This window comes from Rhodococcus sp. IEGM 1351, assembly GCF_030056875.1.
Classification (GTDB): Bacteria; Actinomycetota; Actinomycetes; order Mycobacteriales; family Mycobacteriaceae; genus Rhodococcus_F; species Rhodococcus_F opacus.
In genome coordinates this window covers 23,310-43,934 of the sequence record NZ_JASHKU010000024.1, presented here as the reverse complement: position 1 = coordinate 43,934, position 20,625 = coordinate 23,310, and the positions used below count along the sequence as shown (strand labels likewise).

At 67.1% G+C, this 20,625-nt stretch carries 17 protein-coding genes; 10 read left to right on the top strand and 7 right to left on the bottom strand.

Going from position 1 to position 20,625, the window contains the following annotated elements; genetic code table 11:
• Positions 1–222 precede the first annotated feature (222 nt).
• Together QM806_RS32060 and QM806_RS32055 are read right to left on the bottom strand one after the other, a co-directional pair.
• Positions 223–876 carry a DUF305 domain-containing protein gene (locus QM806_RS32060; RefSeq protein WP_054245827.1) on the bottom strand — a complete coding sequence of 218 codons (654 nt, stop codon included), beginning with the start codon at positions 874–876 and terminating at the stop codon, positions 223–225.
• Complete coding sequence (locus QM806_RS32055) at positions 866–2,440, bottom strand: LVIVD repeat-containing protein (protein ID WP_043792721.1); 1,575 nt, start codon at positions 2,438–2,440, stop codon at positions 866–868. The genes QM806_RS32060 and QM806_RS32055 overlap by 11 nt, the downstream gene beginning before the upstream one ends.
• Positions 2,441–2,596: 156 nt before the next feature.
• Between QM806_RS32055 and QM806_RS32050 the strand changes: the two genes are divergently transcribed.
• Positions 2,597–3,511 carry an exodeoxyribonuclease III gene (locus QM806_RS32050; protein ID WP_005571759.1) on the top strand — a complete coding sequence of 305 codons (915 nt, stop codon included), beginning with the start codon at positions 2,597–2,599 and terminating at the stop codon, positions 3,509–3,511.
• A gap of 78 nt (positions 3,512–3,589) precedes the next feature.
• On the opposite strand, the gene QM806_RS32045 is transcribed toward QM806_RS32050, so the two are convergent.
• Both QM806_RS32045 and QM806_RS32040 read right to left on the bottom strand, forming a co-directional pair.
• Positions 3,590–3,907 (bottom strand): hypothetical protein, encoded by a 318-nt coding sequence (locus tag QM806_RS32045; protein ID WP_005571758.1) that lies wholly within the window; start codon positions 3,905–3,907, stop codon positions 3,590–3,592.
• Between the two features lie 45 nt (positions 3,908–3,952).
• A complete protein-coding gene (locus QM806_RS32040) occupies positions 3,953–4,867 on the bottom strand; it encodes a hypothetical protein (RefSeq protein WP_043792718.1) in 915 nt (304 codons plus the stop codon).
• Positions 4,868–5,169: 302 nt separating this feature from the next.
• Between QM806_RS32040 and QM806_RS32035 the strand changes: the two genes are divergently transcribed.
• Both QM806_RS32035 and QM806_RS32030 read left to right on the top strand, forming a co-directional pair.
• Positions 5,170–5,724 carry a hypothetical protein gene (locus QM806_RS32035; protein WP_249343914.1) on the top strand — a complete coding sequence of 185 codons (555 nt, stop codon included), beginning with the start codon at positions 5,170–5,172 and terminating at the stop codon, positions 5,722–5,724.
• Positions 5,725–6,162: 438 nt separating this feature from the next.
• On the top strand, positions 6,163–7,440 hold the full coding sequence (locus tag QM806_RS32030; protein ID WP_054245826.1) for a sensor histidine kinase: 1,278 nt from the start codon (positions 6,163–6,165) through the stop codon (positions 7,438–7,440).
• A gap of 24 nt (positions 7,441–7,464) precedes the next feature.
• Here the strand turns inward: QM806_RS32030 and QM806_RS32025 are convergent, their stop codons facing one another.
• Positions 7,465–7,947, bottom strand: coding sequence for a hypothetical protein (locus QM806_RS32025; RefSeq protein ID WP_169694192.1), 483 nt, complete (start codon positions 7,945–7,947; stop codon positions 7,465–7,467).
• A gap of 135 nt (positions 7,948–8,082) precedes the next feature.
• Here QM806_RS32025 and QM806_RS32020 point away from each other — a divergent pair, with 135 nt between their 5' ends.
• The 6 genes from QM806_RS32020 to QM806_RS31995 all read left to right on the top strand — a co-directional run bounded on the left by QM806_RS32020 (position 8,083) and on the right by QM806_RS31995 (position 18,239).
• Positions 8,083–9,486: a sensor domain-containing diguanylate cyclase gene (locus QM806_RS32020; protein WP_054245824.1), complete on the top strand. Its 1,404-nt coding sequence runs from the start codon at positions 8,083–8,085 to the stop codon at positions 9,484–9,486.
• A 353-nt stretch (positions 9,487–9,839) separates the two neighbouring features.
• On the top strand, positions 9,840–12,878 hold the full coding sequence (locus QM806_RS32015) for a serine/threonine-protein kinase (RefSeq protein ID WP_054245823.1): 3,039 nt from the start codon (positions 9,840–9,842) through the stop codon (positions 12,876–12,878).
• A 148-nt stretch (positions 12,879–13,026) separates the two neighbouring features.
• A complete protein-coding gene (locus QM806_RS32010; protein WP_005561626.1) occupies positions 13,027–13,416 on the top strand; it encodes a hypothetical protein in 390 nt (129 codons plus the stop codon).
• Between the two features lie 89 nt (positions 13,417–13,505).
• Positions 13,506–14,621 (top strand): CapA family protein, encoded by a 1,116-nt coding sequence (locus QM806_RS32005; RefSeq protein WP_054245843.1) that lies wholly within the window; start codon positions 13,506–13,508, stop codon positions 14,619–14,621.
• A gap of 95 nt (positions 14,622–14,716) precedes the next feature.
• The gene (locus tag QM806_RS32000) at positions 14,717–16,798 is read left to right on the top strand and encodes an ATP-binding protein (RefSeq protein WP_054245822.1); all 2,082 of its coding nucleotides are present in this window, start codon (positions 14,717–14,719) and stop codon (positions 16,796–16,798) included.
• Positions 16,799–16,907: 109 nt separating this feature from the next.
• A complete protein-coding gene (locus QM806_RS31995) occupies positions 16,908–18,239 on the top strand; it encodes an NAD(P)/FAD-dependent oxidoreductase (RefSeq protein ID WP_240482700.1) in 1,332 nt (443 codons plus the stop codon).
• Between the two features lie 23 nt (positions 18,240–18,262).
• Here QM806_RS31995 and QM806_RS31990 read toward each other — a convergent pair whose 3' ends face one another.
• Entirely contained in the window at positions 18,263–18,451 is a 189-nt protein-coding gene (locus tag QM806_RS31990; protein ID WP_005561621.1) for a hypothetical protein, read from the bottom strand.
• Positions 18,452–18,617: 166 nt separating this feature from the next.
• On the opposite strand from QM806_RS31990, the gene QM806_RS31985 reads away from it, so the two are divergent.
• Positions 18,618–19,874 carry a serine/threonine protein kinase gene (locus QM806_RS31985; protein ID WP_283294011.1) on the top strand — a complete coding sequence of 419 codons (1,257 nt, stop codon included), beginning with the start codon at positions 18,618–18,620 and terminating at the stop codon, positions 19,872–19,874.
• 4 nt (positions 19,875–19,878) lie between these two features.
• On the opposite strand, the gene QM806_RS31980 is transcribed toward QM806_RS31985, so the two are convergent.
• Positions 19,879–20,520 carry a poly-gamma-glutamate hydrolase family protein gene (locus QM806_RS31980; RefSeq protein WP_241769437.1) on the bottom strand — a complete coding sequence of 214 codons (642 nt, stop codon included), beginning with the start codon at positions 20,518–20,520 and terminating at the stop codon, positions 19,879–19,881.
• Positions 20,521–20,625 lie beyond the last annotated feature (105 nt).

Here is a 20,625-nt window from a genome sequence, read left to right as displayed (position 1 = left end):
GTCAGTCGATCGTGGCAGGCTATCGGTGGGTGCGGTTGTTACGCATCGAGGACAAGCCGGTAAACGCTGCTCGAGACCGTCGAGATCGACCCCGAACGGGCCCCGACCCCGAGCTCGCGCCGGACTACAACGTCGCGCGGTGTGGGAGCGGACCTCGCAGTCCCGGCATCTGCGCGACATGCGTCGGGCTTCCGGGTGTGGGCGGTCGAGAGCCTCAACGCCTCAAGGGTGGGGGAGCGGTGTCGCGTCTCGGGTGTCGAGTATGGCTGTCATCACTGCGATTTCATTGCTCTGGTCACGGATCATCCCGCGTGCGATGCGGCGGATCGGTTCGGATGCAACTGCGTGGGTGGCTGCCTCGGCCATGTCGACTCCCCCCTGATGGTGCCGAATCATGAGCTGCAGAAACAGTGTCTCGGCATCTGCTCCGCGCAGGCCGGCGAGCCGGGTGATCTCGCTGGTACTCGCTGCCCCCGGCATGGGTGCGCCGCCGTGGTCAGTCATGGCGTGATCCGATCCGTGCATCCACTGCATCGGTTGCGGTGTGGTGAACGGTTCGTCGAAGAGGGTGAGCCAACCGCGCATCGTCGCGATCTCGGAGGTCTGTGCGACGACGATCTGATCGGCGATGACCCGGGTCTGCGGATCGACGTCCTGCGACAGCGTCTGGGCGATCAGCACGGCCTGCTCGTGGTGCACCGACATGTCCTGTGCGAAGCCGATGTCCGCTGATGACAGTTGCACCGTGTCGGGGTTGGTGTCGCGTTCCGATTCGAACCCCATTCCGGCGGCGACCCCGGCGACGCCAAGCACGGTGGCGCACAGCAACAGGACGAGGGGACCGCGGAACGACGAAGACTTGGTGTCACTGACCATAAGTCGAAGCCTGATTCGCCGGTGGTTGATAAACGGTGTCGTCCAGTTGCAACGCCATGAAGCCGTTGTCGCTGCACGAGGTCCAGATCTGGTTGCCGTGGAACTCCGGAGGTGAGAAGCACCAGTCCGCCGACAGGTCGCCGAACGCCACCATTCCGGCGCGCGGGCCGAACGCGACCCGCGGATCCGTCTTGCCCTCGAAGACGGCGCGGGCGAGCGGAACGAAGTTGAAGAGTGAGACACCGATCAGCGAGGACAATGCGTGTGGAGAGTTGGTGAGCTGAACGTTCTTGCCGGTCTGTGCCGGCGGGTTGTAGTAGGCGATCTCACTGATGCGGTTCAGATCGCGGATATCGAACACGCGGATCCCGGACGATTCCCAGGAGCACGCGAGTGCGGTCGGGTCGGCTGGACGGTCGACCACGCAGTAGTGCGGATCGTAGGAGAACACCGAGCCGCCTTGCGACGACCGAAGGTTCGCGGCGGTATTGGCCGGAAGTTGGATCTCGAGCTTGATCTTCTGCACGATCTCGGCGTGCGCCGGGTCGGCGACATCGAAGACCTTGATTCCACCGCCGCCGGTTTCGTCGACGGTGAAGATGTAAGGCTTGTCCCCATAGGTGACCGGGATGCTGTGTTGATTGAAGAAGCCGTCGGTCCACAGGTAGGTGGCGATCTGCGGGACGGTGGGATATGGGTCGCCCCGTTGCACCGCGCTGATGTCGAGGACTGTGATCCCACCGAGATTCGACAGGTACATCCGGTTCCCGTCGGGGGTGATGCCGAAGCCGTGCCCGCCGAGTCCGTGTAATCCCTGCCAGATGATCCGCGGCTCGGCGGGGTTACTGATGTCGATGGCGGTGAGGAAACCCGGTGCGGGGCCGGACACCCAGTAGGTGTTGCCGTCCGGCGAGAAGCCGCCCTCATGGGAGATGAACGGCAGCGGCATCGTGACGTCGCTACCGGCACCACGGTTGAGCAATCGGGGGTGGGCGCAGTCGGAAATGTCGTAGACGGAGAAATAGCCGGTGCCGGCAGCGATCGGCACCGCCGTGGCCGCGAGCAACTTGCGTGCCTTGTTGACCTTCAGACTTTCCCAGGTTCCGCCCAGCATCGCGGGTTCGTTCAGGGTCGTGGACAACACCGGCTGCGCAGGGTTCGACACGTCGAGCACCTGTACGCCCGGCGTTGTGGGGTTGAGCAGGTTCCCGGGGAAGAACGTGCTGGTGTAGGAGCAGTGGTCGTAGGTCACCGACAGCAGGCCACCACCGCGATCCTGTAAGCCTCCGACCAGCGACATATTGCATCGATAGCCCTGGGTGCTTCGGCCGTTGTTTCGGTCCTCGGCTGGAACGTCGCCCTGCATGCCCGTTTCGGGCAGCGAGCCGGGGCCGCAGTTCGCCCTCGGAACGGCCGTCGAGCCGATGTCGTCGAAGAAGAACGTCTCGGCTGACGCGACGGCAGGCACGGGGCTCGTCGCGACCCCGAGGACAACCGATACCGCCAGGGCCGCGGTCGCCACACCGCGCCGGGCACTTCCTGGCCGCGTCCGCGCGATCCGCATCGAGATCTCCCCCTGCAGTGTGGTCTCAATCACGGGAAGGCTAGCAACGCGTACTCGAGTTCACATACAAATCGGCCAACTCCGCAGAACTGCCAGACGGCACGTGAAAGGTATGGCGAGATTCGACGCGTCGGTCGGATCCCTACACTGTCACTCGTGCGAATCGCGACCTTCAACGTCAACGGGATCCGCGCAGCGCAGCGGCGCGGATTCGAGGACTGGCTGGGCGACCGCGGCCCCGATGTGGTCGCGCTTCAGGAGGTGCGGGCTCGTGCCGAGTCCATCCCGCCGGGGGTGTTCGGCGACTACCACCTCACGTACGACGAGGGGGACGTCGCGGGCCGCAACGGTGTCGCGGTCCTGACCCGGCAGGCGCCCGTCGCAGTTCGGACGTGGAGCGGTACGGCGCTGATGCGGGCGCCAGGTGAAATGCACACCGACAGCGTCGAACTGGATCCGGAGCCGTTGGCCCGGGGGCTGGGAGAGTTCGCGAACCAGGGTCGGTACGTCGAGGTCGACCTCGCCGAGGCGCCGATCACCGTGGCATCGATGTACCTGCCGAAGGGTGGCCTTCCGGCCCACCTCCAGAAGCCCGGGCGGATGCGGGAAGCGCCCGACGGCGGCGCCCGGTACGACCGCAAGATGCGCTTCCTCTCCGCGTTCGCGCGACAGCTGACCCGGTCGCGGCGCACGGCGCGCGCACGCGGCAGGGAGCTTCTGCTGATGGGTGACCTCAACATCGCGCACACCCGTTCCGACGTACGGAACTGGCGGCGTAGCAACCAGGCCGAGGGGTTTCTGCCGGAGGAGCGCGAGTGGTTCGACTCCATCCTGTCGCCGCGCACCCTCGTCGACGTCGTCCGGCGACAGCATCCGGGCGTCGAGGGTCCGTACTCGTGGTGGTCGTGGCTGGGGCAGTCATTCGTGAACGACATCGGCTGGCGCATCGATTACCACCTCGCGACGCCGCAATTGGCACGAGCGGCGGTCACGGCCGGCACCGACCGTGATCCGGCGGCCGACCGCCGGATGAGCGATCACGCTCCGGTCGTCGTGGACTACGACTTCTGAGCGGTCCGGACGCCTGTGCGGCGTGGACTACGACTTCTGAGCGGTCCGGACGCCTGTGCGGCGTGGACAGCCCGAGGCTCAGGTGGTCAGTTTCATGGACAGGAAGGCCAAGGTCGCCCCGAACTCCCGGATCTCGCTGGGCTGATCCGGCCGGCATGCCCATTCGATCAGGTCTCGATCGGCCACCAGCTCGGCCGCGCGACGGCGGGACTCTTCGGGGTCGGGCGGTGCTGCCCGGAGCACATCACCCAACCGGCTCAGGGGTTCGACGAGAGGAAGGAGCTCGGAGGGAGGGCGGTTCTGAGGCGTGAAAACCCGCTGAGCACTCTTGATCACCGTCATTGCCGCGAGCCACGAACCCTCCCAAGTACCGTCCTGGTCATTCGGTGGTTGCATAGCGCCAGCGTAGACATCGAGCGTCGAGTGTCGCGGGTGATCGGTCTACGGCTGTGCGACCACGGTGTTCCCGTTGTCGTCGGTGCAGTTGATCGTGTAGCCGATCTCCGCGGATCCCGGGTCTCCCGCGAGGCGGCATTCCCACCCGTCGAAGCTGTACACCGGTTCGTTCTTGTCCGGTGCGGCGAAATACTTCGTGAGCATCGCGTGCGCCTCGTCGCAGCGGAGTGTTCCCTTCACGATGACCACGGTCGCAGGCTTTCCCGTCTCCGGATAGGCAACGGGGCCACACTGATTCGATCCGCGCGCCTGCTGGGGAAGCGGGGCCGCCGTGGGCGCGATCTGTGCCGGGCTCGCGCTGGGGAGGCTCACGGGTATCGGGGTGAACTCGAACTTGTAGCCGCTGGTGGAGATGGTGAACCCCTTGTCCGTTGCATCCTCCCTGCAGGAGACGCCGGAGAACTGCACATTGCAACTGAATCCGTCGATCGCCAGCGTGGTGTCGTAGGGGAGGACCTTGGCGTTGGCGGGAAAGACCGTCTGGTTCCAGTTCTGGAAGCTCGGCTCCTTCCCCGCCTCGACCGCGATGAGGTTCGCCTCGGCCGGCGGGCCTCCGTCCGGCGAGGCGATCTGCGGAGCCCCCGGGACTCCCAATGGCCCCGCAGTGGGATGAGACGCACATCCGGCAACATTCCTGGTGGGAATGATCGCGCACTGCCATTTCCCTGACGGTGTGACGAACCCGTAGGCATCGGTTTCCGGGTCGCTGGAGGCGTACACCTTCGCATCGACACCGTTGACGGGTGCCTCCGCGGCCGGCGCCTCGTCGGAGGCACTCGGCGCGGCCGATTCGGTGCCCTCGGTCGACGATGCGTCCTGGGTGCAGGCCGCAAGAAACAGGGTCGACGCACCGGCGATCGATGCCAGTGCCACCGCGGGCCGAAGTCGAATCCTGGTCATGAACCACACCCCTTTCTCTTCAGTCTGCTGGACCGATCGGATGAGATGTTCCCACGAATGCCGGTGTGCCGCGTGGCATCGATCGATCCGCGCCGAACAACGGCAGGCGACAGGGGCCGAAGGTGTCGAGACGGTCCACCCAGGTGTCGCATTACCCCACCCTGTGGTGATGGTGCCGAATCGGGATCCCCACGAGGATCGATCCCGTGTTCCTCGAACTGTCCGGACTCGCGGGCGGCACCCGGTGAGTCTTCGCGCGCAGTGTGCGACCGCCCTGGTGACCGCCGTACTGGCGGTCGCGGGTGGCGGCCGGCCCGGTCGCCAGAAGCCACCGGCCGCACGACAACCTGGGGTGGCTGCTGGTTGCCACCGGGCTGCTGTGGCTGGTGAAGGGCTTTCGACTGTCGACGGTTCCGGCCCTGTTCACGGTCGGCGCCGCGCTGACCAACATGTACATTGCGGTGCTGACCCAACTCGTGTTCAGTTTTCCCTGGGGGGCGGTTGCGCCACCGGTGGGAGCGGTGGTTCGTCGACGGACGCTACGCGTACTACGCCGTCGTGTCCGAGCTTGCGTTCCTCGACACCCACGCATCAGCCCGGCCGATCCACCGTCGTTGAATCTGCTCCTGGTGCGTGACGACCCGAGGGTCTACGCGGCGCTGCAAGTGATGTTCGGTGCAGTGGGGCTCGCCCTCGGGGTGGTCCTGATCGGCGTGGTGATCGCCCGATGGAGGTCGGGTTCACCGGCTTGCCGGGCCGCCGTGGCGCCGCTGTGGATCGCCGCTCTGTGCTACCGCGTCGCCCGAGCCGCGGTGCGCAACCTCGATGATCGAGATCGGCACCGCCCCGCTCGGTGATCGCTTCATCGACGCGGTGCGCGCGGCACTGCGCGACCCGGACCTGGCGTTGTCGTCGTTCTCCCGCGCGGACGACGGATACGTGGACGCGCAAGGGCGTCCCCAGGTTCTGCCACCCAGGAACGATCCCCGCGAGGCGACCGCCCTCATCCGCGACGGCGTCCTGGTGGGGGGCGGTGGTGTACGACCGTGCGGTCGCCGACCAGCCGAGGCTGCTGGCGGCCGTGCGGGCCGCCACCACTCTGGCGCTGGACAATCAGCGACTGCAAGGTGAACTGCGAGGCGCAGTTCGCGGAGGTCCGCAGGGCCCGCGCGCAGACCGTCGAGTACCAGGGGTCCCCCACAGTCCGGTGCTAGAATCTTGGGCATTGTCGCAGGTCCAGCAGTTGATGTCCCCGCATCTTCCTGTCGGAGTCGCCCGGCCGAGGAGGCCGTCCCATGGCTGAGTCATCGGTACTACCCGCGGATCTCGGCGGCAGCCCAGATCTCGAACGCATCATCCTCGAGCACGCTTATCGCGGCGCCTATCTACAACTCGCGCTTCGCGGTGTGCTGGTGCTCTTCATTGCGTTGACTCTCGGGTTCGTCCCGCCCATGAACGATGCGGGCGTGTGCGTGGCGGTCCTGATCTGCTACGCACTCTGGTCCGGCGGGCTCGCGCTGTGGACTCGTCGAGGCGGTCCGGGGCCGGTGAACGCGATGTGGCTCGCACTGTTCGTCGACCTTGCGGTACTCGGCTGCCTCACCCTGTTGACTGGTATTGCAGCACAACAGAGTTGGACCGCAGACATCCTGAGCAACGGTTTGTTCGTGATCCCGCTACTGGCCTCCACGCAGCTGCGCCCAGGTGTCTGCGCGTCCGTGGTCGTGCCTACGGTCTTGGTATTCCTGGCCGCCAGCTGGGCCACGATGGCTTCGAACGAAGAACCCTGGACCTCCATCCTGCTCAGCACGATGGCCCTCGCCGTCCTCGGTGCAGGCGCCGTCGTGCTCAGCAGAATTCAACGCTCCAGAGTGCTGACCATCGGTCACCTGGTGCGCGACCGCACCGCCCTGCTCGCAGAGCTGATGGGTCTCGAACAACGCGAACGACGTGCGTTGTCCGAGCAACTCCACGACGGGGCGCTTCAATTCGTCCTGGCCGCGAAAATGGACCTCGACGACCTCACCGGCAGTGCCGACCCGGAGGCGGTGGATCGCATCACCCACGCACTCACCGAATCCGCGACCCTGCTCAGGGCGACCGTCTCGGAGCTGCATCCCACTGTGCTCGATCGTGTCGGTCTCGCTCGCGCTCTCGGCGACATCACCCGATCCGCCCAGGCACGTGGCGGTTTCGACGTGGAGCTTCTGACCTCGGAATGGGTCGACGATCTTCGCACCACGGCTGATGATGTGCTGTTCAGTGCGGCACGCGAATTGCTCAGCAACGTGGTGAAACACGCGCACGCCCGTACCGTCCGGGTCGAGCTGGCGCGGTGGGGTGAGCATGCGGTCCTCGATGTCACCGACGACGGGTGCGGCATCTCCCGTGAGGCGATCGACCGAAGCCTCAGCAGAGGCCACATCGGACTGACATCGCACGAACTCCGTGTCGTCGCGGCCGGAGGCAGCTTCTCCGTCCACCCCGGACCTCGATCCGGGACGGTTGCGCACATCGAAATGCCGTTCGAGATCGTGACAGCACCCGATGCCCTCACGACCTCGGCGCTCTAGCAGAGCCGGGCTTCGCTTTCACGATCAGTCGGATGTGACAGCGGACGGACTGGCTTCGAGGAGGGCCGTGACACAGGTGGGGCCGAGACCGATCTCCGGCCACCCCGCCGAGATCATGATGTCGTGCGGCCGTGTACACGTACCGAGCCAATAATTCGGCTCCGTGCGGTACGCGGGCACCCCACCCCAGTTCAGCGGCGAACCGGATCGCGGCAGGTAGGGGTCGGCTTCGCCCGCCACGGACCCCAGCTGCAGCAGGACCGACAGATACGACCACTGGGTGTCGGGATCGGTGGGATCGGACAGCGATCGTGTCTCGTGATGCGCACGTTCGGCGGCGCACCCGGTCGCAGTCAGCGCGAGTCGGACATGGATTCCGGACGAGAAGGCGACGATTCCGAGCAAGTCGAGGGTGATGTGAGTTTTGGACGCGAGGATGGTGGGACCGTGCACTGCGGTCCCACTCGCTGCCGGCGGCGCGAATGCCGGCCAACGCGCTCTGCGCATGCCCACGATCGTGCACCTACACCGAGGCAGAATCAACGTGCCACGCCCGCACCGCCGCGGCGGTGCCGACGCCGCTTATCGTGGAGGAGGTCACAGGCGGGTGTGGGAGGAAGGTTCGCAGGGGAGGGAGCACCCATGGAGGCTCTGCCGGATTCGGGGATGTTGCTCGCGGTCCTCGAACACACTCCGGCCTTGGTGTTCGTGTCCGAATTCGTGTCCGGGCGAATCGTGTATGTCAATCCCGCCGGTGTCGGTCTGCTCGGATTAGGGGATGCCGTGCACGCGTACGCGCGGACGACGGCGGAGCTGTTCACCGATGTCGGCCTCGTGCAGGCCCGTGAGGTGGAGTCGGCGCTGGTCGAGCGGGGGGAGTGGAACGGGCTGACGGAATTCCGCCATTTCGTGACGGGCGAGCCGATCCCGATGCTGATCTCGACATTCGTGCTGCAGCACACGCGCACCGGGCCGTCGCTGATCGCCTCGATTGCGCAGGATCGCCGCGGCGCAGAAGAGGACGAACAACGCTTGCACCGCGCTCTGGCGGAGTCCGCGTACCGGGCCCGCGAGCAGCAGGCGATCGCAGACTTGAGCCAACTCGCGGTCGGCGGGGACCTCGACGAGCTCCTCGCGGCGGCCGGTGCGGCCGCCGCACTGATGGGTGTGCAGTGCTTGTCGATCGCGCAGATGTCCGACGACGGCGAACTCGCCGTGCTGGCCTATCGGGGACCCGAGCCCTCGCCGACGACGTTCGCCCCGGGAAGGGGCTCACAACCCGGGTATGCCACCGCCAGCGGGGCAGTGATCGTGTGCGCCGATCGGGTCCACGAGACCCGGTTCTCCACTGTCGGGATGACCAGGCGCGGGCTGCATAGTGGGGTGTGCGTTCCGATCGGCGCCGAAGCGGTGTGGGGAGTGCTGACCGCGCACAGTCGTCGTCCCCGCGAATACACCGACCGTGATCTGACCTTCCTGCGCTCGGTGACGGCGGTGCTGTCCGCCGCGATCCGCCGCATCGAGGCCGAAGCCGCATTGGTGTACCAGAGCTTGCACGATCCGCTGACCGGGTTACCGAACCGGGCATTGGCCCGACGCCGGCTCGACGACGCCCTGGACGCCGCGCCGCGCGGTGGCACGCGCGTTGCGCTGTTGTTGGTCGATCTCGACGACTTCAAGATCGTCAACGACAGCCTCGGCCATGCCGGCGGCGACGACGCGTTGGTCGTTCTCGCCAGGCATCTGCGGTCGGCGGTGCGCCCGGGCGATACCGTTGCCCGCCTCGGCGGTGACGAATTCGTGGTGGTGTGTGAGCACGTCGCGGGCGCAGCAGAAGCGGTGGCGATTGCTGCCCGGATCACCGGAAGCGTCGCCGACCTGAACCGGGCAGGATCTCTCGACTGGCCGATCAGTGCGAGTATCGGTGTCGCACTCTCCGATCCGGAGTGCACCCGTGAAGAACTCGTCCGCCGGGCAGACTCGGCGATGTATCGGGCGAAGGCTGCGGGGGCGGGCAGTTACGCGTTCTACGGCGGCCCCTTCTAGGACTGCCGCAGAACCCGATTTGTGCGCTGTCGCCGACGTGACATGAAGTCGTGACTGCCGATAGGCACCCTAGGGCGGGGAAATTGTCATCTTGACGCGGACCTCGACCCGTCGAATACTTTCTGGACAGGGCGGATCCCGTCGACATCCGACGAAATGACACCGCGCTTCGCCCTTGTGACAGAAAGATATTCGCAGTCGTCGACTGCTGGTAACCGCATCGGCGTGTCGGTTGGACCTGCATCAGAGGTGAATGCGATGTACCCGAGTGTGCACGTCGGCACGAAGCCTGCCCTACTCGGCGGGCCCAACCGCGACATCGTCGTGGATGTCGAAAGGAACTGAGGCGCCCGATGGCCGATTTCGACCCTGACGCGACCCAGGCGGCGCCGGTCCGTGCGGTGGGCCGCGGGATCGTGGCCGAGTTGGACGCTGCCGGGTTCGCCGGTGCCGAGGAGGTCGGCCGGGGCGGATTCGGTGTCGTCTACCGCTGCCTGCAGCGTTCGCTGGGTCGAATCGTCGCGATCAAGGTGCTGACGTCGGACCTGGACCCCGAGAACCGCGAGCGCTTCCTGCGGGAGGGGTACGCGATGGGTGGGCTCTCCGGCCACCCGAACATCGTCAACATACTGCAGGTCGGCGTGACCGACACCGGTCGCCCGTACATCGTCATGCACTATCACCCGCGCGATTCACTGGCGGTCCAGATACGCCGGGAAGGTCCGCTGCCGTGGCCGGAGGCGATCAGCATCGGGGTGAAGTTGGCGGGAGCCCTGGAGACGGCGCACCGGACCGGCACGCTGCATCGCGACATCAAACCCGCGAACATCCTTCTCACCGACTACGGCGAGCCGCAGCTCACCGATTTCGGCATCGCACACATCGCCGGCGGGTACGAAACGGCCACCGGCGGGTTTACCGGGTCACTGGCGTTCACCGCGCCGGAGGTGCTCAACGGGGAGTCGCCGACGGCGAGATCCGACGTCTACGGACTGGGCGCGACGATCTTCTCGCTGATCGCGGGGAGGGCGGCGTTCGAGCGGAAGACCGGTGAGGAACTCGTGGCGCAGTTCGTGAGGATCAGCAGCCAGCCGGTGCCGGACCTGCGCGCCCAAGGCATCCCGGACGGCGTGTGCACTGTGATCGAGAGGGCGATGGCGACGAATCCCGCTGCTCGGCCGGCGTCCGCCGAGGAGTTCGGACACGAACTCCAAGCCGCTCAGCGACACATCGGTTTGCGTTCGGACGCGATGGCGCTTGCACCCCTGGAGACCGCGCAGACGACCGAGACACACCGGTCGGAGTCCGGTGCCGATGGATACCGCCGAATCCGGTACGAAGGTCCGGACAGCGGCCGGCGTCTGTGGGTCGAACCGACCCAGCAACTCCAACCTGATCCTCATCCCTCGGGACCGCCGCTCTGGCCGCCGACGGGCCCGCCGCCCTGGCCACCGGCCGGAGGTCCGGGCAGCATCGGAGAGTCCCGCAAAGGTCGGCGCGCGGTCCTGACCGCGCTCGCACTGGTCGTCGCGCTGGTGCTGGCCGGCGGCGGGTACCTCGTGCTTCGAGAAACCACCGGACCCGGCACCGCAGGACCGACCGTTCAGGACGCCGGCGCGTCTCCTTCCGTCGACCCGACCGCGGCGTGGCGACCGGTCGCGGATGCCCGTGTTGCCCGCCAGCAGACGGCAACGACGGTCGCGGACGGGACGATCTGGGTCTTCGGTGGGTTGGACGACAACGGCGTCTCCACCCAGCAGGAGGGCTACGACCCGGCCATCGACACCTGGAAGGCCGGCCCCGACCTTCCGGTCCCGCTCAATCATGCGATGGCTGTCACCTACAACGACGAGCCCGTACTGATCGGCGGCTGGAAGGCGGAAGGTCAAAACCTGACCGCGGTCGACTCCGATCGGGTGATGGCCATGCGCGACGGTCGGTGGGTGGACCTGCCGCCGCTGAACGCACCGCGGGCGGCCGGTGCCGCGGCCGTGGTCGGCGACAAGATCGTGGTCGCGGGCGGACAGGCGAACGGCCAACTGGTGGCGACGGCCGAGGTGTTCGACGGAACGAAGTGGACGACCGTCGCGCCTGTCCCCACACCACGGGAGCATCTGGCCGGGGTGTCGGACGGCACGTACTTCTATGCCATCGGTGGGCGGGATCTGGCGTCGGACCAGAACACCGCCGCGGTCGAACGATTCGATCCCGCTGCGGGAACCTGGACGACGTTGCCCGCCATGCCCACTCCTCGCGGCGGCCTCGGTGCGGCGTTCATCGACGGCCGCATCGTCGCGGTCGGTGGTGAAGAACCGACTCGGGTGCTGTCGACGGTCGAGGCCTACGACGTGGTCGCGGGAACGTGGTCGCAATTGCCGGCTCTGCGCACACCGCGGCACGGGATGGCGGTCGGCGCGGTCGGCGACACGGTGTATGCCGTCGGCGGCGGTATCAAACCGACACACGCCGAATCGACCGCTGTGTCCGAGGCCTTGCAACTCGCGCCACGCAAGACTCAATGGGCGCCGGCGTGGCGTCCGCTGAAGGATGCGCCGATCGCCCGTCAGCAGACGGCGACGGCGGTCGCGGACGGCACGATCTGGGTGCTCGGTGGCCTCGACAATGCGGGGTCGACCCCGAAGGTCGAGGGGAACGACCCTGCCATCGACACCTGGAAGGCGGGTCCCGACCTTCCGGTCCCCCTCAATCACGCGATGGCCGTCGAGTACGGGGGCGAGTTGGTGATCCTCGGAGGCTGGGTGCCGAAAGGTCCGAACCTCACCGGGACGACGTCGGACCGGGTGCTCGCGCTTCGGAATGGCAAGTGGGTGGATCTGGCGCCGATGAACGAGCCGCGGGCGGCTGGTGCCGCAGCCGTGGTGGGCGACAGGATCGTGGTCGCCGGGGGACAGGCGGACGGCGAACTGGTGGCGACGACCGAAGTGTTCGACGGCACGAAGTGGACGACCGTCTCGGACATCCCCACACCACGGGAACACCTGGCCGCGGTGTCGGACGGTACGTACTTCTATGCTATCGGCGGGCGGGATCTGGCGTCGGACCAGAACACCGCCGCGGTCGAACGCTACGACCCCGCCGCGGACACGTGGACGACGTTGCCCGCCATGCCCACTCCTCGCGGCGGGCTCGGCGCTGCGTTCATCGACGGCCGCATCGTCGCGGTCGGTGGCGAACAACCGACCAAGGTGCTGTCGACGGTCGAGGCCTACGACGTGGCCTCGGGGACCTGGTCACCGTTGCCGCCCATGCCCACCGGGGCTCACGGGATGTCCGTCGCGACGGTCGGTCACACCGTCTACGCCATCGGCGGTGCACTACGGCCCACCCACGCGGAGTCCACCGCGACTGCACAGGCACTGGATTTCTGGTGAGTGCCGGTATCGACGGGTCGTTCCACCAGCGGTCATGCACACTGAAGGTCCTCTGTCCGTGTAGTTCTGCTCAGTCGAGGGGGACTAGACTTGTCGTTGGAGGGGCGAGTTTCGCACGAGATGCGGGCCGGGTAGGAAGTGGTTCGTGATGAAGGTGACGGCGAAGGCCACCCGTTGTGGCGGCTGGTGGGTGGTGGAGGTCCCGGGAGTCGAGGCGGCTCTCGCCCGAGCACGGCGGCTCGATCAGATTTCTGCGATCGTGGCGGATGCCGTGCATCTGGTCGAGGATGTGCCGGTCGAGGACGTCGAGGTGCTCCTCGATTACGAGATCGGGGATTCGGCTGCGCTCATGGAGGCCAGAGCGGCCCACCTGCAGGTCGAGTCCGCCGCCCACGCGCAGGAATGTGCAGCGCGGGCCTCGCGGGCCGCGGTGGCGCATCTGCGCCGATCGGGTCTCTCGGTGCGTGACATCGGTGTCATCCTCGAGCTGAGTCCGCAACGGGTCTCTCAGCTCGACCGAGCCGGCGCTCGTGCCTGAAGACAGCGCGAGCGACGGGTGCATTCTCTGAGTCGTGATGTCGGTCTCCGCGCATGTTCCTGGTACTCGTGCTGTCGCTGAGGATTTCGATGTCCGACACCATCAGGATGTTCCTCGCCGGCGACGTGATGACCGGTAGGGGAGTCGACCAGATCCTCCCCTTTCCCGGCGACCCGGAGCTGCGGGAGCGTTGCGTCCGCGACGCACGCGAGTACGTGGCGTTGGCGGAGAAGCGAAATGGTTCGATCCCCCGCCCCGTCGGGTTCGGGTGGCCGTGGGGTGAGGCGTTGCGCGTCCTCGACGCGGTGGAGCCGGACGTTCGCATCGTCAATCTCGAAACGTCCGTCACCGCGTGTGCCCGCTTCGCGTCCAAAGGAATCAACTACAGAATGCATCCGTCGAACGTGGGGGTGCTCACCGCTGCGCGGATCGACGTCTGCGTACTGGCGAACAATCACCTGCTCGACTTCGGTCCCGATGGGCTCGTGGAGACCCTCGATGTGCTGGCCCGCAACGGCGTGCGGACCGTCGGAGCGGGGCGCACCGTGGCGCAGGCGTGGTGTCCCGTGGTCGTGGCGGCCGGGCCGGGGCGTCGGCTGCTGATCTGGGCAGCAGGTATGTCGTCGAGCGGGATGTCGCCGCACGGGGCCGCCCGCCGGGGCCGGCCTGGTGTCGCGTACCTCTCGGAACCCACCTGCGCCGAGGCGGACCGTGTGCTCGACCGGACGCGGCTGGTACGGCGGAACACGGACGTGGTGGTGGTCTCTGTGCACTGGGGTTCGAACTGGGGATACGACGTGCCGGATGCGCATGTCGAGTTCGCGCATCGGCTCGTCGACGGTGGCGTCGACGTGGTCTTCGGGCACTCGTCTCATCACCCGCGGCCGGTCGAGATCTACCGAGGCCATCCGATCTTGTACGGCTGCGGCGACCTGATCAACGACTACGAGGGCATCGGGGGACACGAACGCTTCCGCGACGATCTGCGTCTGCTCTACCTGGTGACCCTCGACGCGCCCACCCACGAACTGCGCGAGCTGCGAATGGTTCCGATGAAATCCCGGCAGATGCGACTGCAACGCGCGTCGACAGGTGACACCGAATGGCTGCGGCGGGTCCTCGACGGGATCAGTCGCGGCTTCGGCACCCGCATCGATGCCGGCGACGACGTCCTCGTCGCCCGCGCGAGGCACGCGAACTGGTAAGTGGCGGGTGTGTACGCAGCGGGGTGCGCTGCGCACATCGTTGAGCGGATCCCACCAAGGTTTCGTCTGAAGGGCACTGCCCCTAGATTGGACGTATGGAGGGCACGGCACAGTCCTCGATACCGCTCGGAGACGTCCTGAATTCGAGGCGCAGGCGGACCTTCGTCGGGCGCCGGGTCGAGCGCGAATTGGTTCGGGCCGGACTGGAGTCGGCCGATCCGCAGTTGTCCGTGCTGTTCCTGCACGGCCCCGGAGGGATCGGGAAGACCACGTTGCTGGACGAGTTCGCGGAGATCGTGGCGGAAACGGGCGCGTCGGTCGTCCGGCTCGACGGGCGCGATATTCCGCCGTCTCCGTCGGCTGTCCTGGCCGCGTTGGGCGAGGCCGTCGATGTGCCTGACACGGGCGCGATCGCGCGGGCGGGGGAACGACTGTGCATCCTCATCGACACATACGAGGTTCTGACGCCGATCGACGAGTGGGTGCGCACGCAATTGCTACCGCGACTACCGGCAACGGCGCTCACCGTGATCGCGGCCCGGACACCGCCCAGCTGCGAATGGCGTTCCGACGCGGCGTGGTCCGAGTTGTTGCGGGTCGTGTCCCTCCGAAATCTCACTCCGCAGGAGAGCAGAGAGTTTCTCCGGGCAGTGGCGGTGCCGCCACCGCTGCACGAACGAATCTGCCGGGCCACGCACGGCCATCCGCTGGCGCTGGCGCTCTTGGCCGACGTGGCATCCCGCGGCGGCGAGGTGTCGGCCGATCCGTTGACCCCCGACCTCATGGCGGAGCTGATGCAGCGGTTCATCGCGGTGGTGCCGAGCCCCGCGCATCGGCGGGCACTCGAGGTGTGCGCCCTCGCGCGGGTGACCTCCGAGGCACTGCTGCGCGACGCCCTCGGGCTCGAGGACGCGCACGCGATGTTCGTGTGGCTGCGGCAGTTGTCGTTCGTCGACGCAGGCCCGGAGGGCCTGGCCCCGCACGATATGGCCCGCGACGTCATCGACGCGGACCTGCGGTGGCGCGACCTCGACGCTTACACCGACGTCTTCCACCGCGTGTGCCGGCACATTCGCCGCTCGCTTCTGTCGTGTACCGGGCGCGAACAGCAGCGCGTGATCTTCGACCTGAAGTTCGTGTTTCGCAATCTGCCCGGGATCCTGTCCCCGGTGGAGTGGGAATCGTGGGGTCGGCACTACCCGGAACCCGCTTCCCCGGCGGATCGCGAAACGATCGTCGAGTTCACCCGACTCCACGAGGGTGCGGAGGCGGCGGCCATAGCGGCCGCCTGGTACGAATGCCAGCCCGATGGGTTCTACATCGTGCGCCGTCCCGACGGTGCGCCCCGCGGGTTCTTCGGTCTCATCGATCTGAGCCTCGCGTCCGCGGAAGATCTGGCGTCGGATCCGGGTGCCGCGGCGGCCTGGAAGTTCGCCTGCGGCCACTCACCTCCGCGAACGGGGGAGACCGTCACCCAGACCCGGTTCGTCGTCGACCTCGACACCTATCAGGACCCGTCGCCCACGATGAACGCCATTCCGATCATCACCATGCAGCGGTACCTGTGCACACCGAGCCTGTCCTGGGACTTCCTCACACTTGCCGAACCGGATCGGTGGAACGAGTACTTCGCGGTCGCCGACCTTCCGCGCGCCGAGGGCGCCGATTTCGAGGTGGGCGTCCGAAGGTACGGGCTGTTCGCACACGACTTCCGTCGTGTCCCGGTCGACGCGTGGCTCGAGCGGGTCACCGAGCGCGCATTGTCCGAGAGTCCTTCCGCACCTCCGCGTCCGACGCCGGACCTGCTGGTACTTTCTCAACCCGAGTTCGAGCAGGCGGTCCGGCAGGCTTTGCACGACTGGCACCGCCCCGACCTGCTCCGACGAAACCCGCTGATGCGCACCCGGGTCGTGTGCGACCGCAGCGATGGGGAGCCGGGCGTTGCCGAACTCGACAGCGTGCTCCGCGACGCGGTGGATTCGCTCGCCGACAACCCACGCGACGACAGACTGCTGCACGCGGTCGACCGGACGTACCTGCGCCCGGCCGGAACCCAGGAGGCCGCCGCCCGGGTGCTCGGAGTGCCGTTCAGCACGTATCGGCGCCACCTCACACAGGGTGTCGCGCGGATCGTCTCGTGGTTATGGGACCGGGACGTCTACGGATACCCGCAGTGAACACGAATGAGCAGTATTCGGACTGGTGATCGAGCACCGATTGCTTGCATTCTCCTCGTATGCAATCGAGGAGGCTCCCATGACAATTCAGATCGGACACCGAGCGGTCGTGCTCGGTGCCGGCATAGCCGGCTTACTTGCGGCCCGCGTACTGTCCGAAGCGTATTCACAGGTGATCGTGGTCGATCACGACCACCTCCCGGGCACAGCCGAGCCGCGCCGCTGCGTACCGCAGGGCCGCCACACCCACGTGCTGATCGAACGAGGCCAGCAAATCTTGGAGGAGCTGTTCCCGGGCTTCACCGACGACCTGGTCGCGCTGGGGGTGCCGACCTTGGACAACCTGCGTGACGTGCGGTGGTGCCTGAGTGGGCACCGATTTCCGCAGCCGGTGAGCGGAATGACCGTCGTGAGCGCCAGCCGGCCATTCTTGGAGGGCTACGTGCGTGCCCGGGTGAGCGAACTCGAAGGGGTCACCATCATGGACCGCTGCGATGCCGCGGGCATCACCACGACACCCGACCGCCTTCGCGTCACCGGAGCCCGTGTTCTCCGGCGGGCCGACGGCAGTACCGAGGAGATCCTCGACGCCGACCTGGTGGTGGACGCGACCGGACGGGGCTCGCGTGCCCCAATGTGGTTGGCGGATCTCGGCTTCGGACGCCCGGACGAGGACAGGGTGCACGTTGGCCTCGGCTACGCTACCCGCATCTACCGTGCCCCGGCGCCGGGGTTGGGCGACGACCGAGGGATCGTGATCGGTCCGACACCCGATTCTCCGCGAGGGGGCGCGCTACAGCTGCTCGAGGGAAACCGCTTCCTGGTGACGCTGATGGGGATGCTCGGCGATTATCCGCCAACCGATCCGTTCGGCTACCTCGACTTTGCCAGGTCGCTGCGGATCCCCGACCTCTTCGAGGTGATCCGCGACGCAGAACCGCTCGAGCGAGCCCGGACCTTCCGGTTTCCGGCAAGTGTCCGCAGACGGTATGAACGACTGTCGATCCTCCCAGCAGGCTTCCTCGTGACGGGGGACAGCCTGTGCAGCTTCAACCCGATCTATGCGCAGGGGATGACCGTGGCGGCGCTCGAGGCGCTCACACTGCATCGTCACCTGCAGCGAGGCACCGAGCCACACGCACGCGGCTTCTTTCGCGATGTCGCGAAAGTGATCGACGTTCCGTGGGAGATGTCGGTCGGGGGGGACTTGGCTTTCCCGGAAGTGATGGGAAACCGCAGCCCGAAGATGCGGATCGGCAATGCCTACATCACGCGCCTGCACGAAGCCGCCGAGCACGATCCCGTGCTCGCTACCGCCTTCATCCGCGTCGCCGCCCTGATCGATCGTCCCGAGCGGCTGATGAGCCCAGGGACCCTACTGCGAGTCCTGCGTCAGAACGTGTGGCACCCAGACCCGGGCGGCGCCCGACTCGAAATCTGACGCCGCCGAAGAGCGGAACAAGGTCACCGATCAGCGTCGACGCCGCTGCGAATCCAGTGCTGGATCCGCCAGATCGCGTTGTACAGATTCCACGGTGCGACGTCGTAGGTGTCCCACGGCTGACCGACGTGTGCGGTCCATTCGGGAATCCGGCCACAACAGATCCGGTGATCGAATACGTGAAAGAGGGTATTGCAGAATGCAGTACGCATCAGGTTTCTCCTGAGTCGGGGCGGCCCCGGACCGGAGCTAGCCTAGGTGCGTTCTGCGCATACGAGCACACTACCCGGCTCCAAACGAGACCCTGTGGCCGGCACCGCCTAGAATTTCGGGTGCACAGTTCCGCAGACGCGGCAATTTCGAGCGCGGAGAGTGGCAATGCAAGCTGGAACGCTATTCGGCAAGTACCGGCTGGACCGTCCGCTGACGGTCGATGTGAGCGGCGAGGTGTGGGCGGCGTTCGACACCGTCACGTTCCGTCATGTCGTGGTGCGGGCACTGCCGCCGGACGCAACCGAGGACGACGAATTCTGCGAGCGGTTCGAACGAGAAGCCGCCATCGCGGCCCACATCCGGAACCCGCACGTGGTACCGATCCACGACTTCGGGCAGATCGGCAACCGACTCTTTCTCGCAACGCAGCCGACCCAGGGCACGAACCTGCGGACGCTCCTTCAGTCCACCGGACCGATGGACGTATCGCGCGCGGTCGGCGTTGTCGAGCAGCTGGCGTCGGCGCTGGAGGCAGTGCGCGCGGCCGGGCTGGTCGAGCAGGAAGTGTCGTCGGCGAACGTCGTCGTGCAGGACGGGGGACTGATCCAGCTCACCGACGTCGGGCTCCCCGTGATTCTCGGCGCCGCGTCGGGCGTCTACGGCCTGACCTGTGTGTTGTACGAGTGCCTCACCGGCGAGGTGTTCCCGACATCGGAGATCCCGACGCCGCCTGTCGGGATGGCCGCCGTCATCGCACGCGGAACGGCGGTCGACCCCGCGCGGCGCTATCGGTCGGCGGGCGAGTTGGCCGCTGCCGCTCGCGTCGCGGTGCCACCGCAACAGCCTGCCGCCGATCCCACTCCCGCGACCCCGCCGATCGCCCGGAACCGCCGTCTCGTGGCCGCGGGACTTGCGCTCGCCGCGATCATCGCTGCCGCGATTGTCGGTGGCGTGATCATCGGGTCGGGAGCGTCATCGCCACAGGTCGCCGTTCCTACGCCGTCGTCGAGCGCGGCCGGGCCGGCATCGCTGTCGTCCTCACCGACAGCCACGGCGAATCCGACCGCTGCCGAGCAGGTGCCGCCGGTGCAAGCACCGTCACCGACTCAGGCGCCGGTGGCGGAGGCTCCCATTCAGGAGGAGGTCGCACCGGCACCGGCACCGGCACCGCAATCACCACCGCTAGTGCCGACACCTGCACCGCCTCCGGGAGCGTCCGCTCCGCAGGTGCTGCCGTGCTACCCGGGTTACGAGCACACCCCGCCCCCGGACGGGCCGTGTCTCCCGCCCGGCTCGCCACCGGCGAATGCGCCGGCACCGGCACCTGCGCCCGTGCCTGCCCCGGAGGTGCTGCCGTGCTACCCGGGTTACGAGCACACCCCGCCCCCGGACGGGCCGTGCTGGGCTCCCGCGGGCCCGTGAAGTCTCACCGACAGTTGTCGGTGGCGATCCAGGTGTCGTAGACCTCGCTGACAGCTGCAGCGATCGCGCGGCCGTGCACTGTCCGCGCGGGTCGGGACTGTTCGATCTGGATTCCGCCGGCGGCGTCGATGGTGAGGCGGTTGACCAGGTTGGATGGGGATTCACCGCTATGTCGTTCTCCGGGTTCGGCGAGCCGAACACAGATTCCGCTTCCGTCGAGTGCCTTCGCGATCGCGTCCCGGACGTCCGACTTGCGAGGCGCGGGCGCGAGGCCGCCGATGAGGACGTCGTTTCCTCGGTAGCCGTGAAACGACAGCGCCCACTGGAATCGTCTCGCGGACAGGGAGCGGAGAAGCGGAAAGCTGTGCACGCTGAGATCGCTCGAGGAAATGTGCCAAGCCCGATATGCGTTGCCCACCGGTCGCCAGCCTTTACACGCCCACAGCGTCGAATCGCACGATCCGAGCGAAGCGACGACCTGTTCAGCCTGCTGATCCGTTCGGGTTTCGATGGCGCCACCGTGCGGTGCCAGGACCACGAGACGGTGATGTCGCCCGTCGTCTTCGAGCCGCTCGATGAACTCACCCTCTTTTTCGGCCTCTTCCTCGGTCATCGCCGTGGCGATGCACCGAGGGTCGAGAATCACCGTCTGTCCCGGCTCCACGCCGAGCCGACGACAGCCCCCCTCCGTTATCCGGATGGTGTCGTCTTCCGTATCGTCGTCTGGGATCAGTGTGAACAGCGCGGTCGT

Bases quoted from the DNA above. Each gene is read 5' to 3' on its own strand.
- QM806_RS32030 (WP_054245826.1), top strand. From the start codon at position 6,163: ATGGCTGAGTCATCGGTACTACCCGCGGATCTCGGCGGCAGCCCAGAT.
- QM806_RS32005 (WP_054245843.1), top strand. From the start codon at position 13,506: ATGTCCGACACCATCAGGATGTTCCTCGCCGGCGACGTGATGACCGGT.
- QM806_RS32010 (WP_005561626.1), top strand. From the start codon at position 13,027: ATGAAGGTGACGGCGAAGGCCACCCGTTGTGGCGGCTGGTGGGTGGTG.
- QM806_RS32020 (WP_054245824.1), top strand. From the start codon at position 8,083: ATGGAGGCTCTGCCGGATTCGGGGATGTTGCTCGCGGTCCTCGAACAC.
- QM806_RS32025 (WP_169694192.1), bottom strand. From the start codon at position 7,947: ATGCGCAGAGCGCGTTGGCCGGCATTCGCGCCGCCGGCAGCGAGTGGG.
- QM806_RS32015 (WP_054245823.1), top strand. From the start codon at position 9,840: ATGGCCGATTTCGACCCTGACGCGACCCAGGCGGCGCCGGTCCGTGCG.
- QM806_RS32055 (WP_043792721.1), bottom strand. From the start codon at position 2,440: ATGCGGATCGCGCGGACGCGGCCAGGAAGTGCCCGGCGCGGTGTGGCG.
- QM806_RS32045 (WP_005571758.1), bottom strand. From the start codon at position 3,907: ATGCAACCACCGAATGACCAGGACGGTACTTGGGAGGGTTCGTGGCTC.
- QM806_RS32040 (WP_043792718.1), bottom strand. From the start codon at position 4,867: ATGACCAGGATTCGACTTCGGCCCGCGGTGGCACTGGCATCGATCGCC.
- QM806_RS32000 (WP_054245822.1), top strand. From the start codon at position 14,717: ATGGAGGGCACGGCACAGTCCTCGATACCGCTCGGAGACGTCCTGAAT.
- QM806_RS32060 (WP_054245827.1), bottom strand. From the start codon at position 876: ATGGTCAGTGACACCAAGTCTTCGTCGTTCCGCGGTCCCCTCGTCCTG.
- QM806_RS31985 (WP_283294011.1), top strand. From the start codon at position 18,618: ATGCAAGCTGGAACGCTATTCGGCAAGTACCGGCTGGACCGTCCGCTG.
- QM806_RS31990 (WP_005561621.1), bottom strand. From the start codon at position 18,451: ATGCGTACTGCATTCTGCAATACCCTCTTTCACGTATTCGATCACCGG.